Source organism: Psychrobacter glacincola (assembly GCF_965118485.1).
Taxonomy (GTDB): Bacteria; Pseudomonadota; Gammaproteobacteria; order Pseudomonadales; family Moraxellaceae; genus Psychrobacter; species Psychrobacter glacincola_D.
The window spans coordinates 120,832-135,540 of record NZ_CBCPJH010000007.1; the positions used below are offsets into that span (position 1 = coordinate 120,832).

The 14,709-nt window shown below is 40.5% G+C and carries 13 protein-coding genes; 4 read left to right on the plus strand and 9 right to left on the minus strand.

Going from position 1 to position 14,709, the window contains the following annotated elements:
* Positions 1-121: 121 nt before the first annotated feature.
* On the minus strand, positions 122-859 hold the full coding sequence (locus tag ACMHKH_RS04095) for an NUDIX hydrolase (RefSeq protein WP_413519388.1): 738 nt from the start codon (positions 857-859) through the stop codon (positions 122-124).
* A gap of 92 nt (positions 860-951) precedes the next feature.
* Here ACMHKH_RS04095 and ACMHKH_RS04100 point away from each other — a divergent pair, with 92 nt between their 5' ends.
* A complete protein-coding gene (locus tag ACMHKH_RS04100) occupies positions 952-1,467 on the plus strand; it encodes an HPP family protein (RefSeq protein WP_413519389.1) in 516 nt (171 codons plus the stop codon).
* A gap of 347 nt (positions 1,468-1,814) precedes the next feature.
* Positions 1,815-2,378, plus strand: coding sequence for an NUDIX hydrolase (locus tag ACMHKH_RS04105; RefSeq protein ID WP_413519390.1), 564 nt, complete (start codon positions 1,815-1,817; stop codon positions 2,376-2,378).
* 111 nt (positions 2,379-2,489) lie between these two features.
* Here the strand turns inward: ACMHKH_RS04105 and ACMHKH_RS04110 are convergent, their stop codons facing one another.
* Positions 2,490-5,552 (minus strand): insulinase family protein, encoded by a 3,063-nt coding sequence (locus tag ACMHKH_RS04110; protein ID WP_413519391.1) that lies wholly within the window; start codon positions 5,550-5,552, stop codon positions 2,490-2,492.
* A 367-nt stretch (positions 5,553-5,919) separates the two neighbouring features.
* Between ACMHKH_RS04110 and ACMHKH_RS04115 the strand changes: the two genes are divergently transcribed.
* Positions 5,920-6,381, plus strand: a complete 462-nt coding sequence (locus ACMHKH_RS04115; RefSeq protein ID WP_413519392.1) for a universal stress protein — start codon at positions 5,920-5,922, stop codon at positions 6,379-6,381.
* A 156-nt stretch (positions 6,382-6,537) separates the two neighbouring features.
* Here the strand turns inward: ACMHKH_RS04115 and ACMHKH_RS04120 are convergent, their stop codons facing one another.
* Positions 6,538-7,473, minus strand: coding sequence for a LysR substrate-binding domain-containing protein (locus ACMHKH_RS04120; RefSeq protein ID WP_413519393.1), 936 nt, complete (start codon positions 7,471-7,473; stop codon positions 6,538-6,540).
* Between the two features lie 190 nt (positions 7,474-7,663).
* Here ACMHKH_RS04120 and ACMHKH_RS04125 point away from each other — a divergent pair, with 190 nt between their 5' ends.
* The gene (locus ACMHKH_RS04125) at positions 7,664-8,746 is read left to right on the plus strand and encodes a YeiH family protein (RefSeq protein ID WP_413519394.1); all 1,083 of its coding nucleotides are present in this window, start codon (positions 7,664-7,666) and stop codon (positions 8,744-8,746) included.
* Positions 8,747-8,935: 189 nt separating this feature from the next.
* Here the strand turns inward: ACMHKH_RS04125 and ACMHKH_RS04130 are convergent, their stop codons facing one another.
* The 6 genes from ACMHKH_RS04130 to ACMHKH_RS04155 all read right to left on the minus strand — a co-directional run bounded on the left by ACMHKH_RS04130 (position 8,936) and on the right by ACMHKH_RS04155 (position 14,564).
* Complete coding sequence (locus tag ACMHKH_RS04130; RefSeq protein WP_010201661.1) at positions 8,936-9,145, minus strand: cold-shock protein; 210 nt, start codon at positions 9,143-9,145, stop codon at positions 8,936-8,938.
* Positions 9,146-9,388: 243 nt separating this feature from the next.
* Positions 9,389-9,811, minus strand: coding sequence for a YbaN family protein (locus ACMHKH_RS04135; protein WP_413519395.1), 423 nt, complete (start codon positions 9,809-9,811; stop codon positions 9,389-9,391).
* 376 nt (positions 9,812-10,187) lie between these two features.
* The gene (locus ACMHKH_RS04140) at positions 10,188-10,679 is read right to left on the minus strand and encodes a hypothetical protein (protein WP_413519396.1); all 492 of its coding nucleotides are present in this window, start codon (positions 10,677-10,679) and stop codon (positions 10,188-10,190) included.
* 378 nt (positions 10,680-11,057) lie between these two features.
* Positions 11,058-11,465, minus strand: a complete 408-nt coding sequence (locus ACMHKH_RS04145; protein ID WP_413519397.1) for a hypothetical protein — start codon at positions 11,463-11,465, stop codon at positions 11,058-11,060.
* Between the two features lie 16 nt (positions 11,466-11,481).
* Positions 11,482-12,777, minus strand: coding sequence for a VWA domain-containing protein (locus ACMHKH_RS04150; protein WP_413519398.1), 1,296 nt, complete (start codon positions 12,775-12,777; stop codon positions 11,482-11,484).
* Positions 12,778-12,941: 164 nt separating this feature from the next.
* Entirely contained in the window at positions 12,942-14,564 is a 1,623-nt protein-coding gene (locus tag ACMHKH_RS04155) for a S1 RNA-binding domain-containing protein (RefSeq protein ID WP_413519399.1), read from the minus strand.
* Positions 14,565-14,709 lie beyond the last annotated feature (145 nt).

Here is a 14,709-nt window from a genome sequence, read left to right on the forward strand (position 1 = left end):
GTAGTGAATATTATTATTACCAAATAGAATATGTTAAACCATTATCAATCGCGTCCGCAATAATTATAATAAATCCGCAAAAGATGTGTTTGTTAGTCGGTCTTATTGGTTTTCACTATTTCTACAGCCGTGACCCTTGTATGCGGTAATACCAGTCAAGCTGCCGATCAAAACCTGTTTCTAATAGACTGGCAATAACTCGTCCTGTCAGACCCCATACCGTCTCGCCGTCCACTTGCCAGCTTGGTGTGAGGAGAGTCTCTGTCTGGTCTTGCAGTGTATATTCTATGGAATATTCGACGGTAGGTTGCGTCAGCAATGTTTCAAAATCTGCCCAAAAAATACGTGAGATTTCTCCAAGTTCTGGTACTAACAGTAAATCTGGAGCAATAAGCGCCACAATAGGTCTGACACTCATGCCACTTTTAGAAACTTGAATTGGCAATTGTCCGAGTAATTGTACTTTATTGGGTGGTAGCGCCGTTTCTTCGCAGGCTTCACGCAATGCGGTGACGACATTATTACCGTCGCCTACGTCATGCTTACCGCCAACGCAAGATACCTCGCCAGCATGGGTGTTCATATGGGCAGCGCGGCGCGTGAGTAGCAGCTTAGGATGGCGCTCATGAGTGATAGCAACCAATATCGAAGCATCGGCAATCGGCGTCTGATATAGACTATCTAAAATGCGCGCACTACGAGAAATATGATTGGGGTCGTACAGCATTGGACTAGTGATGGCATTTAGAGTCTGCTGCTGTACGCGTTCAGCCAATGTTCTGATGGTGGGATAACGAATAAGATCTGGAACAGCGACTGATAACTCATCAAAGCGGACAGACTGCAGTGGGTTTAACATTATTATTGCCTTATGTTTTTAGCGGTATTAATCGTCTTTATTAAATATCAATTCTTCAACTTTATCATTCATATATTATTTAGGATAAGCTCGTGGATAAGATTTTTTCATTAAATAAAATGCAGGGTAAAATCGATGATTGCCCGCAAAGATTGCCACTACTAATCATTGCTCTTGCTTGGGTTGGCGGTACATTTGCAACCGCAATATTGGCACTACTTGGTAATTGGCAAAATATTGCTATGATTTTAGGCTCATTCGGTGCCAGCTGTTTACTTATTTTTGCTTATCCAGAAAGCCCTTTTGCTCAGCCTAGAAACATAGTTGGCGGTCATTTTATTACCACTTTTACTGGTTTATCATTTTTGACGTTATTTGGCATCGAATGGTGGAGCTTAGCACTCGCAGTCGGCACAGCGATTGCATTGATGTTATTACTGCGAGTACCACACCCACCCGCTGGTTCTAATCCGTTGATCGTCATGCTCGGCGGCGTAAAATGGCATTTTTTAGTCACCCCAACTTTGATCGGTGCTCTTGCTTTAGTGGTGGTGGCATTGATTTACAATAATATTGGGCATGGCAGACATTACCCACGCTATTGGTAAACCTGCTTGATAAAGTCTTTGCTTAACCACTGATTTTATCAAGCCTAACGCAATCCGACCATCACTGCATAGCTTTTGCGTGACTGACAGGCTTTGCCTGCACTTTCAACTTTGTCATCCCTTTCAGCACTAAAGGAAGTCAATAGTGATTCAGCCTATAAAATACGCTGTTGTTATTATCACTGCCAGTACTATGAGAATGTGTGTTATCTTAGCTTAAAGAGCTATCGTTAAGTAAGCTCTGACATTTGATAGCCCTGCTATCTTATATAACTACTATTTTATACAACAATTATAATTCTTAAAGCAAACTCATCCCTTTCATTTTATTATACAAGGCAGTCGATATGCGCTATTGTCTCCAATGCGGTCATGAAGCAGAACGTAAAATACCAGCCACAGATAATATACCGCGTTTGGTCTGCCCAAACTGCCATTATATTCATTACGAGAACCCAAAAGTGATTTGTGGCTCACTGGTCGTTCATAAGCATAGAGTACTGCTCTGTCGCCGTGCCATTGAGCCACAGTATGGCTTATGGACGCTACCAGCGGGCTTTATGGAAAATGGCGAAACGATGGCGGAAGGTGCTGCGCGTGAAAGTTTTGAAGAAGCAGAGGCAGTCGTGACTAACCCACATTTATACTGCTTGTATGACATTCCTGATATCGGTCAAATTTATAGCATATATATTACTGATCTAAAAGACGGTGCTTACGGTATCGGCTCTGAAAGTCTTGATTGTGCTTTATTCAAAGAAGAAGACATTCCGTGGGATAAACTTGCTTTTGAGGCAGTCCGTCGCACCTTGAAAAGCTATTTTGCAGATCGTCAACAATATGACAGTCATGAGCAATTTCCCATTCATCAAGATATCATTGGCAAAGACCAAGCTATTAAGCGTTATTAATACTACAACTAGCTAAAAATCCGACTTAGGCAATAAAAAACCGCCGCTTTCATTTTTGGTGAAAGCGGCGGTTTTTTTGTATAGTGATTAAATCAGCAGACTTTAAGAAGATTAGCTTTTAATTTTACAAACGTTAAAGCCTAACTCTTTTACCGCCGCTTCTTTATCATAAGGCGCTAATACGGCACGAACGTGTTTTTGCCCTTGCAGATATTGCTTGGCGACACGCTTTATGTCATCGACCGTCACTGCCAATATTGCCGCACGCATTTTGCGCTGCCAATCGACACCGCGATGATGCAAGTCAGCAAAGCACGCTTTGATCGCCTCGCCTGCTGGAGAGCCAGGTTTATCCATTCCTGAGATAATTCCTAAGATGGCTTCTTCTAATTGCTCGTCCGTTTGCGACTCATTTAATAGCCATTCAATACTGGCATCAAAGTGGGCAAAAGTTTCAGCACATTGTGGATCGCGATAGCTAAAGAATTTAAAGGCACAAGCGTTGGCATCGTAACCGGCACCGCCACCATAAGCACCGCCGCGCTCACGAATAGCACTGTGCAGATAGCCGTTGCGCAGATAAGGCGCCAATACCATTAAAGCTGCAGTATCGGGATGATCAGCCGCTGGTACCGCATAAGCACTGGCATTATGATAAACGTTGGTTGGAACCAGCCATGCCAAATCTTCAACAGCTACTTTTTCTATGTTAGCCGTGTTTTCGCCACTTAATGCGGCATCAAGTTGTAATTGAACAAACTCGCTTGGGATATTTGCTTCAATATCTGTCGTAGAATGTTTTAGCTGCTCTGCAATTTTTGGCGCTTGGCTATCTTTCCAGTTCTCGACAATCAAATTGCTTAAACGTTCGGTTTGCTCCGCTTCGCAAATAATCACTGCATGCTTAGGCAAGCTGATTAAACGCTGATGTAAGTCCATCAAGCTGGTTGCAAGCTTATCCCACTGTGCATCATCATTACTGGCATGGGTTAAAAAGTCTTTTAATGCGTTTAACGCTGGTAGACCGCTGCGCACATATTCGAGCTGCGCTTGACGACTCATACCACGACTGGCTGTTTGCATCGCATATGAATGCCCTGAGCCGGCAAGGTTTGATTGCCAGCCTGCTTGACGCTGCTGCAAAATCTCTTTGATGCGGTCATGCTCGGTAAATACACTGTGTTCCATAACTTCTTTGAGTAAATCAATCGCTTCAGGCTTACGATTAAGCGCGCGCGTTGCCACGACAAAGTAGCTACTAATCGCTTGGCTATCATCAATATTGGTACGCTGACTGACACGCGCCGTCACCCCTGATGAATGCGCTGCTTGCTTGGCTTGCATCTCGTGGGCGCTGAGCAAATCGGTTCCCAATTCTGATAATAAGCTTAGATAAATCGGCAGTAATGGATGATTAATAACTTCATTAACTGGTAGTTCGGCATTCTTATTACCACCAATCTCATCGGTTAATGGCACGATTATTTGATAATAATACAAGCCATTGGTACCCGCTTCATATTCAAATAAGGTACTGTCTTTGCCGCTTAGGTTAATTTTCTTTTGCGAGCCTTGCTTAAAGCTGATATCGGTTGGGACATCTTCTAAGCCAACCTTTGGTAATAAGCTCAAATCATCAGGCGCTGCTTGGCGCGCTGCCAAATCTAATGCTTGTTGCTTTAAGATGTCTTTATCGTGAATGGTCAAATCCATCGCGATAGTATCAAGGCGCGTTTGCTCAGCTGCTGCAAGGCGAGCCGTTTTTTCGCTATCTGGCGTCATAGTGACACGTACACGATGCTGATTATCCAACAGATGCGTTTTGATTAAATTTGGCAGCCACTGCGCGTCAACAACTTGCTCACGTAGCCATAGCAGATGCTCATCAACTTCCCAGACATCGATAGGGTTGCCATCATGAATTGCGGTGCTAAAGCCTTCTAGCATTAAATTTAGACCGTACGGCATACTATCGCCACCGATATGGCGCTGATCAATCTCAATCTGATGCAGAATGGTTTCAATCGTTTCATCATCGATTGGAGAGCTTGCTACCTTAGTCAGTAAGTCAATAATACCTTGCTCTACTGCTTCGGCATGCTCAGGGTTTGAACCACGCAGACCGGTATAAAAGACCATTTCATAATGACTGTCATCCAATCCCAATAACGGACTTGGCGCTTTACCCAGTGGATGGCTATCCAAATACGCACGTAGCGGCGAGCCAGCATGTTCAATCAATACGCCTTCTAATAGACGCAGTGCCAAACGCTGTCTTGGGTCAGTAATCGATGGCAATAACCAAGCAAGTACGTGATGGGTTTGATCAGGACCTGCTTCGTCAGCGGTATAAGTATCGGTAGCACTAATCGGCGCAGACAAACGCTGCTCTGGACGCGATACGTGTTTTTTACCCGCTTCAAACTGAATTAAAGCATCGTCATGAATTTTTGCTTGGGTTTCAGCGACTGGAATATTACCAAAGCTCATAATTACACTGTTTGACGGATGATAATGGCTCTGATGAAATTCAACCAACTCATTATGCGTTAAGTCTGGGATATCAGCAGGATCACCGCCCGAATTATAGTGATAGGTAGTCGTTGGGAATAAATGATGGGCGACCGTATGATACAGCTGATCAATCTCGCCACTCATCGCACCTTTCATCTCATTAAAAACGATGCCTTTAAACTGCGGCTTATCATTTTCGTCTAATTCTACGCGGATACCTTCTTGGGCAAAATCAAGCGGATGAATATTCGGGAAAAATGATGCATCAAGATACACAGCTAGCAAGTTAAAGTAGTCATTTTTATTTTGCGTCGCATACGGATATGCCGTCCAATCAGCTGCGGTCATCGCATTCATAAAAGTATTTAATGAGCGCTTAATCATCGAAAAGAACGGATCACGGACGGGGAACTTCTTCGAGCCACATAAGGCGACGTGCTCTAAAATATGCGCCTCGCCCTTTGAATCCATCGGTTGGGTGCGAAAGCCAACTAAAAAGGCATTTTCATCACTGGGATGCGCCAAATGATAGTGCATCGCGCCTGTTTTGATATGCTGACTGATCAACACATCCATTGATAATGCATCAATGTGGCGGTGCTCAAGCAGCTCAAAGGCAGGATGCAAGGTTAAATCAGCAGTAAATGGCGTGTCAGTCATAGTTATCCTTATACATTACTTTGATGTCATCATTGATGGATAACATTAATATAAATAATAGAAAATAGTGAAGTTTATCGTTATAAATTTGTCTTGATAAAACGGTAATTACAAAGCTCTATTTATAAAAAATAGCTTTATCAAAGCCTCATAGGTCATCTTCGAATTGAATGGCATTTATCAGCTAAAAAGAATTTGCCTAACGACACTAGATGGGGTTAATACGCGGATAAGTCAAGGCAGGAGATAGAGAAAGACAATAAGTAATAACGACCAAGTATAAAGATAATACCTATTTCGTAAAGCCTACTTAACAGCAGTCATTAGTAATGCTATAGTAAAAATCATCTGCCATAAGGAGCCGCTCATGAGTTACCAACATATTTTACTGGTCACCGACTTACTATCCGATGCTGACGTAGTGGCTCAAAAAGCCAAACGTATCGTTGATAATCGTCCTGACTCTAAGTTATCGGTATTGCATATCGTCAAAGATACCATGGTCGGCTTTGGCTATGAGCTGGTGCCTGCCTCAAGCTTATATGATGAGATTGATGATGAGCGCTGCCAAGAAGCCCGTGCAAAACTGGCACAGTTTTTAGATCGTAACGACTTGCATGTCGTCAATTCCGAAGTGACCACTGCCATCTCAAATAGTGAAGGTATCGTCAACTACTGCCACAAGCATAACGTTGATTTATTAGTCATTGGTCGTCACGAACGTCATGGTATAGCCGCTTGGTTAAGCGGCGCGACGGCAGATAACATCTTGCCTAACGTACCCTGTGATAGTTTAGTCGTAAGACTTGATAAGCCAGTCAATAAATAGGCAAAACTCTACGTTATCAGTAATGAAAAATATACGTAAAGTGGCCTATGTAAAATACCATGCGTAAAGCCAAGTCCAAGAAAATCATCAAGTGCAGCGTAGTCAATATTCTATGCTGCACTTTTTTATTTCTTCTTTAACTTCAAAACTTAAGCTTTAAACCTCAGTAATAATATCAATAAAGGTCTGCCAAATTGGACTTTGATGGCGTGCTTTGTGCCAGACTAGCCACCATGTACGTGACAAATCAATCCCTGCCACTTGCACTTGTACCAGCTGTCCTATTTCAAGTTCCGCTTGAATGACATGCTGTGATAAACAACCCAGTCCAATATCAGCACTGACCATATGCTTGATCGCCTCCGATTGCTGAATTGCCATAATCACCTCAGCGTTAGGCAGATGCTGTAATAGCTGCTCATCGATAATCTGCCGCGTACCTGATCCTGCCTCTCGTACCAATAGTGGCAGCTGTGCCAATTGTTCAATACTCAGCTCATAACACTGATTAACATCGTTATAATAAGCCACATTCTTTAACCACTTGCTATCACGCTTAGCAAAAATCATCAAGGTATCTGTCCGCCAAGCTCGCTGATCAATCGCTTTCATATCCACTGGACGCGGCATCCCTTCGACCAAAGCAATATCAATATTCAATTGCTCAACCTCCGCCACCACTTCTTGGGTATTGGCAATATACATATCGACGTTCGCATCTGGTAGCACCTCGTATAACTTGGCAAGCAGCGGCGGCAGTACATAATTGCCAATGGTGGTACTCGCACCAATGTGAATCTGCCCTACTTGAGATTTATGATAATGCTCAAGCGTTAATGCTTGCCCTAAGATTGCTTGCGCTTGCACATAGATAGGATGGGCATTGGGATGCTGATTTAATCTACGCCCGACGCGCTCAAACAATGGCATCTGTAACCTTGACTCCAGTTCTGTCAGCGCACTACTGACCGCCGATTGTGACAAATGCAGTGCTTCACTGGCGCGGCTGGTGCTACCCGTTTGGTAAATACTAACAAACACGGATAACTGCTTAAGCGTAATTTTCGGTAACATCTGCGCGGCTTTTTTCATACTTTCTCAAACATCCTATGTATTTAAATAAATGCCTACCAAATATAGAAAGCAAGCTTTTTAACCTAAAAAATCGATAATTTATATCTTATTAATCTGTTTTTATTATAAATTGACTTGGCTTATACTGTCTATTCATAAGCTTATGCTTATTTCGATTATAGAGAACAAATAATAGGATGTGTGCGTCATGAACACTTTAACCCAATCAATGAATCATTACTGTCCGCATAACCGTCATGCTATAGGGCTTATCGTCGTATTGATTGGCAGTTTGTTTTGTTTATGGTTGAATATAAGCCTAGACAGCTGGTCAAATGGCCGTATCGTTGGGCTATCATCCTTAACGCTGGCGATTTTGCTCGGAATGGTACTGGGTAACACCGTTTATCCAAGTTTTTCTGAACAATTAAGTGCAGGTGTTGGCTTTGCCAAAGGTCAGATTTTGCGCCTTGCTATTATGTTTTATGGTTTTAAACTGACATTAACTCAAGTAGCTAGCGTCGGTATGTCAGCGGTGATGATAGATGCACTGGTGCTTACATCGACATTTTTATTGACCTACTGGCTGGGTACAAGATGGTTAAAAATTGATAAGCAAACGACGTTATTGATTGGGTCAGGGGCTAGTATTTGCGGTGCCGCAGCGGTCATTGCCGCAGAGCCCGTGATCAAAGCAGAAGCGCACAAAGTTACTATTGCTGTAGCGACAGTGGTGGTGTTTGGTAGCATTGCGATGCTGCTCTATCCATTTTTATATCATCTTGGTTGGTTGCAACCTTGGCTGAATGCCCAGCAGTACGGTATTTATACTGGCTCAACCATTCATGAAGTCGCGCAAGTCGTGGTCGCTGGCAATGCCGTTAACACTGATGTTGGTAATACGGCAGTTGTCACCAAGATGATACGCGTCATGATGCTCGCACCTTTTCTGCTGATACTAGCTTTCGCCTTGACCAAAGACAGTAGCGAGAATGGTAAAAAACTTTCATTCATGAATCGTGTACAACAAGTAAAAGTGCCTTGGTTTGCTTTTATCTTTATTGTAGTGGTTTTACTGCATACTTGGATACCAATGGCTACAAGCTTTGAGCATAGCATGGTCATGCTAGATGATGTCTTACTGACGATGGCGATGTTTGCGCTTGGCCTAACCACTCATATTAGCGCTATCAAACAAGCTGGTGTCAAACCGCTGATACTTGGGGCGATAATGTTTGCTTGGCTAATCATCGGTGGCGGCTTGATTAATATTGGGATTAGTTCTATTTGATATCTCACAGCCGCTCAATACTCGCTATATCCTTTAAAAATAAAAATGCCTACGACTATCATCATAGTGCGTAGGCATTTTTTATAGATAGGCCTTTTATAGAACATTAGCATCAAATTACAGACGAAAAAAAACGAACCCGAAGGTTCGTTTTTTATTCATCTTGCTCTAATTGTCTAAAAAGACAAATTAGATAGCAACGATGTTATGAGCTTGTGGACCTTTTTGACCTTGAGTTACAGTGAACTCAACTTCTTGGCCTTCAGCTAAAGTTTTGAAGCCTGAACCAGTGATTTCGCTGTAATGAGCAAAAACGTCTGCGCCAGTTTCTGGAGCGATAAAACCAAAGCCTTTAGCTTCGTTGAACCACTTAACTGTACCTTTTTGAGTATCTGACATAATATAATCCTACTTTTAAATTTATTAATGGTCTAGTGACCGGTAACGCTTGCAAATAGCTACTGAACGATAAATATTAAAACGAAGGATTATAACTAATACTACGAGGTAATGATTTGGTGCAGAACTGCTCTTAAGCTTGGAAGTATTATAAGGCTAACATCTCATTATCGCAAGTCTTATCTTAGGTTTCGTGTAACTTGAGCCCATTTTCATAGTTTTTGCCTCTAAAATCAAAGGTTTTTAGGCATTTGGTAAGCGGAACAAATATGCCGCTACCCCAGTACAGACCGCCCCTACCAGCCAGGCTACCCACACTATATCGACGGGAATGTTAAAAAATAACATAGTCGTTGAAATCGACATCATTATCGTCGCTAACCACTTCGCATATAAAGGTACGGCGTGGCGATCTTCCCAATCACGGACAAATTTACCAAAGTATTTATGATTAATCAGCCAAAAATGAAAACGTCGTGAGCTACGCGCCCAGCACCCTGCTGCCAATAATATAAAAGGCGCCGTCGGCATCACTGGCAGCAATGCGCCAATAATTCCCAATACAAAACACACCCAACCCAGTATTAAAAACGCCCAACGCACGGCTGGACTGTTATGTTGATTGGTCTTTGGTCGATAATAAAAGGCTTTCTTTGATTGAGTCATGGGATTTTTATCAGTCCGTGTTAGACATTAGGTCATTAGTTATGGACTACTTATATAAGCTATCAACGATAAAGAAGTTGAAACCTAGGTTCAAGACTGATTTTGCAGGGTTTTGCTACAGCTGAGTATGTTTGGTTAGTGATTGAGTAAATAAGCATACTTACATACTTTCGAATTATGATCTTTAGCGTTGCAGTTTCTACAAGCTCTAAGACGAATAAAATATGTATTCTGCTATATTTTGAGTAGCTACTATCTTGGCTTTAAGTGAAATGAATGAGATAAAAAAACCGCTCACCATTTAGACAGTTTAAATGGTGAGCGGTTTTTATTGACGGTATAGAATGTTCTTAATTGATAGGTTTTATTTCTAATACTAGACCAGAATCAACGCCAGTAATGCAAATATCAAAAAATAGCCGAAGACTGCCATAATTGCATACATGGTTTTAATATCTTTACCATTAATCTGCATGCTGGCTAATGTATTGCCAAGCTTCAAAATCGAGATGGTATAAAAATAAAAGGCTAATAACAGAAGCACCATACTAATGGTGAATATGGCGATGGAAGACAGTGCACCAAAAAAGACAACGGTTCCAGGGAACAACGCTTCGCCCTTAATAATTAAAACCAATAGGACGATAGCCACACCTGATGCAGAGGCGTGAAAAAATATAATATCGTGCCACGTTGCATCAGCTCTGTAAAAACTGGTCTCAATATCAAGCTTATCGCTACTGAGTGCTTTTGGCATAGCGCCGTTATCACGGATTAACCTATAACCTTTTATATTACTCATCGCAATAAGGAAGGTAAAAAACGATAGGGCGACCCAAAAAATGACATACATATTTATCTTTATCATAGTCATTATTCCTAAACCTAGTAAAACTTGATTTAAAAATATCTTGTGTACTACAAGATTCAATATAATATTTTCTGTTTATTTCACTTCTTATACTTGCTTATACAGTCCCAAATTTTATAAGCATGAATGCTTGTATATTCATATTAGCAGCACTATTACTTTTATTTGTAAAAAAGTGCGCTAATAAACGGCTTTATTGTAGCGAGGCGAGTCATTGCTACCTATGCTGATACTGTGTTGGGTTATTAGGTGTTCATAATTAACTTTCGGCATAATAAAAGCCACTTAAGTTTAAGCTCAAGCGACTTTTATTTATCACATTAGAAACTGTGCTGTAAATATTAAAGATAATTTGTAGGCGATTAACCACCTTCGCTATCGTGCATCACTGCCCCAATATTTTGCAATTACTTTAGGAAAACAATAGTCTTTTGGCATTACAGTAATCGCGATTGGCACTAATATTGATTTGGTCACGCCACCGATACTCTCACAAGTGGCATCGGTGGGTACGTCATAATAAATCACGCGCAAAGTATTCTGCGGACAGAGGTCTGAGCACTGGAATGATTTTACCACCTCGATACCATGATGATAGCCAATGACCCATTGCTGCGCGCCTTCGGTTGGTGCGGATTCTTTTTGCTGGGCAGCGCGAATAAGATCGGCGTCTGTCATAGTGTCTTCATTGGTGGGCGGTGAAACGAGGACGCAAGCGCTTAGGCTTACAACTAAGGCGTTGAGAGTGAGAGCTTTGGCGGTTGATATTTTCATGCTGAACATGGCGGTTACTCCCCGTTTATGATGTTATCAATCCTATCTCGCGTGCCTCTTTAAGCCAGCTTGGAAACTCTTCTAACATGTTTTCATACAAGGCTTCTTCGCTAATGTCATCCAAGTCATCTAATTCAAAAAAGTTGCAATTATCGATCACGCGCCCTGTCATGTCGTCTAGTTTTTTTAAGATGCCATAACCACGACCGCCTAAACCAACGAATTGCCAAAATATGGGGAGCTTTGCGGCTTTAGTCATAACTTTAGTGATACCGCGATTATCACTCACGCCGCCATCACTGATAAATAGTACGTACACAGGTACATCCAATCCGTCTTTTTGGTAAAAATCCGTCACGGCCTTCATGACCTCTGCTTCGTTATTAATGCGTGGGCCAAGTACCCATTTTCGCCAGCCGCCATGAGCGTTATCAATAAAACCGTCATAGTTGCTCAGCCCAATTTCACCCAAATATTGCGGGTCTCGGGCAAACGCCCAGCAGTCTAGTGCTTGGTCATCATCAAAGCTCACTGCCAATGGCAATAAGCGGTTGACCACTTCTTGTACGCGGCCTTGTTTATACTGACGATTCATCGAACCTGAGGCATCTAACACCAGTGCCACTTTTGCGGTTAATTGCTGCAATTGACGTTTCTCAAGCGAAATCGTAGCTTTTTTGGCTAGATTAACGAGTTTAGGCGCTTTCTCTAACATTACTTTTTCTAATGACGGTTTTGCTTGGACTGGCGTTGCCATTACGTCTGCTGCTGTCGAGTTGCCCTCTTCTACATCGCCACCGAAATGCTGCACGATGGCGGCAAGTCCACCATTAAAGCCTTGCGCGACGTTAGATACTCGCCAAACGCCACTCTTACGATAAAGTTGCATCAGCATACTGGCTTGCTGCTGGGCAAAGTCTGCTGCTCGATACGCTGCCTGTGCCTTTTGTGATTGCTGCCAAATACCAATCTCTAACGATTGAATTTTATTAAGCGGCGTGTCGGCTGACAATACAAAAAACAAACTGTCTATATTCACAGCCAGTTTGGATAAATTAACTTCAAACTCGGCTTGGATGCCTTTATTAGCCGTTGGCTGCGACTCGTAATGGGCGAGCTTGATTTGTCCGCAAGGTGAGGTTGGCTGATTATAAAATACCATGTAATCATCATTGATCAGTTTACCCGCTGCATCTAAGGCAAAGCAGCTGATGTCCATCTCTATTGGACTTTGGCGGATGAATTTGAGCGTGATGGGTGCGGTATCGTCAATAGCAAGATTGCTTAAAGGCTCGCGTTGTCCGACGGTGAGATGGTTCATGGTGTTCCTTACGTTAGCGTGTTATTACTCTAGAGATAATAGACTAATTATTGACATTAAAAAACCGCCATAGTTTTTATTGTGGCGGTTTTTACTTAATTCATTCCTGGTTTTTGACTTAAAATAATCATATAGAAAAAATTTATAAATTGATAACTATTGAGTTAAACATCCTCTATAACTACACTAAATTTTTTATGATTATTATCAAATTTTATAACTTTAACTACTATCGTTTCACCTACATCAAGATTATCATCAATGTAATCTTTAAAACCAAAATAACTCTCTCTATTAATGAAACCTACGTATCCGTCAAACTCGACGAACACACCATAATCTTTAATACCGCTAACAGTTGCAAGAACCATATCTCCTTTCTTAAAATCTAAATTAGCATTCCTTAAAAAGCTGTACTCACTATCTGATTCAGTTTTTCTTTCTAGATACATTTTTATATCCATCAATGTCTCTAACGTAGGGCTTAGGACGTGATCATGTATATTTAATTTCAAAGAAAAATTTTCTTCATGGTATTTAATTAGATAATCTATAGTAGTTTTCGCATTATCCAATGCTACAAGTTTAGAGTTTGATAAAAAATTTCCTCTACCAACTATATTATCTGCTATAAGACGAGCTGTCTGGTTTTGTTTAAATAAAATATCTTCACATACTGTAGAGAGATAAGATATATTTTTCAACAAACTTAAATGCGAAAATCCAGCAGATGATATGCTAACATAATCACCTTCATTAATTAGGGTTAAAGATCCCTCTGAAGTTATACAATCTGATTTTAGAAGCTCTTCAAGCTCTCTAAGTAAATTATTACGATTATGCCCTAAAACAACAAGTTCATTTAACAATATACCAGTATTATGAAACCCTCTAACATTACTCTGACCTGAAATTTTAAAATTTTCTTTTAGCCACAATAGAATACCAATTCTAGCGAAAGGATCTGGTATAACCTCTTCCTCATAAGCATTAAACAAGTTTCTTATTTTAGAGTTTGAATCACTATAATAGTTTCTGTTTCCTTTTAATAGAATTAGTGACAACCTATGATTTGGTATTTCGTAGTTATCATTATACATTCTCATTTTTAGAATTTCATCTTCTTTCAAATATCCACTTTTACAGAAGTCTAGTATAATTTCTATACCTCTTCTAATATTCTTTCCTGTTAACCCTATAACTATAGTCTTGTAGTATTGGTTATTGAATATAGAGTTTACTATTGAATTAAGGTAAGAATAAACTTCATCTCTTGAAACTTTTACTGACATACCTTTGTAAGTTTGATATGTAAAATCAGATTGAAAACTCCTACTCTTTTGAGCTATATACTTTAATCTTTTCTTTAAAACTCTTTGTAGTTGTGGTGGGTCTATACGGAATACTAAATCTTTAATGACAGTATCTAAAGGAGGTTGATCCTGATAAATTTCAAAAGTCGTATCTCTAATAGGTAGAATTACGTTGCAAGAAAACTCATTTTTTAACCAGTTAGCTACTTCAAACATAAGTAACTGGCTTTCTTTTTCTCTTTTGTCACAATTATCAAGAGTCACAACTAAGGTTAGATTCCTTGAAGTATAGAAATAGTCAATAATAGATTTCAAAAAACCAACACTATCACTTTGAAGCTTGTTTAATTCATTAAAGTATTCTACTTTATATTTCTCAGAATCTTTATCAAATATCTTTATAGGTCCAGATTTAAACTTCGCTATTTCTGATGAAAATATTTTTTCTATAAATTCTAACGAAGAAAAATCCACACTACTATTTACTTCGCTAATCTGTGAAGTTGTTTGATTGATAATCCACTCATAAATCAGATTTCTACTATAGTCAAGCCCACCTAAAAGTGTTATAAATTAATTATCAAACCCAATTGTTATTATAAAGACCATGACTTACTCA

What these genes read in the sequence shown, in the direction of transcription:
- ACMHKH_RS04095 (WP_413519388.1), bottom strand. Translation starts at nt 859, where the DNA reads ATGTTAAACCCACTGCAGTCTGTCCGCTTTGATGAGTTATCAGTCGCT.
- ACMHKH_RS04105 (WP_413519390.1), top strand. Translation starts at nt 1,815, where the DNA reads ATGCGCTATTGTCTCCAATGCGGTCATGAAGCAGAACGTAAAATACCA.
- ACMHKH_RS04110 (WP_413519391.1), bottom strand. Translation starts at nt 5,552, where the DNA reads ATGACTGACACGCCATTTACTGCTGATTTAACCTTGCATCCTGCCTTT.
- ACMHKH_RS04115 (WP_413519392.1), top strand. Translation starts at nt 5,920, where the DNA reads ATGAGTTACCAACATATTTTACTGGTCACCGACTTACTATCCGATGCT.
- ACMHKH_RS04120 (WP_413519393.1), bottom strand. Translation starts at nt 7,473, where the DNA reads ATGAAAAAAGCCGCGCAGATGTTACCGAAAATTACGCTTAAGCAGTTA.
- ACMHKH_RS04125 (WP_413519394.1), top strand. Translation starts at nt 7,664, where the DNA reads ATGAACACTTTAACCCAATCAATGAATCATTACTGTCCGCATAACCGT.
- ACMHKH_RS04130 (WP_010201661.1), bottom strand. Translation starts at nt 9,145, where the DNA reads ATGTCAGATACTCAAAAAGGTACAGTTAAGTGGTTCAACGAAGCTAAA.
- ACMHKH_RS04135 (WP_413519395.1), bottom strand. Translation starts at nt 9,811, where the DNA reads ATGACTCAATCAAAGAAAGCCTTTTATTATCGACCAAAGACCAATCAA.
- ACMHKH_RS04140 (WP_413519396.1), bottom strand. Translation starts at nt 10,679, where the DNA reads ATGATAAAGATAAATATGTATGTCATTTTTTGGGTCGCCCTATCGTTT.
- ACMHKH_RS04145 (WP_413519397.1), bottom strand. Translation starts at nt 11,465, where the DNA reads ATGTTCAGCATGAAAATATCAACCGCCAAAGCTCTCACTCTCAACGCC.
- ACMHKH_RS04150 (WP_413519398.1), bottom strand. Translation starts at nt 12,777, where the DNA reads ATGAACCATCTCACCGTCGGACAACGCGAGCCTTTAAGCAATCTTGCT.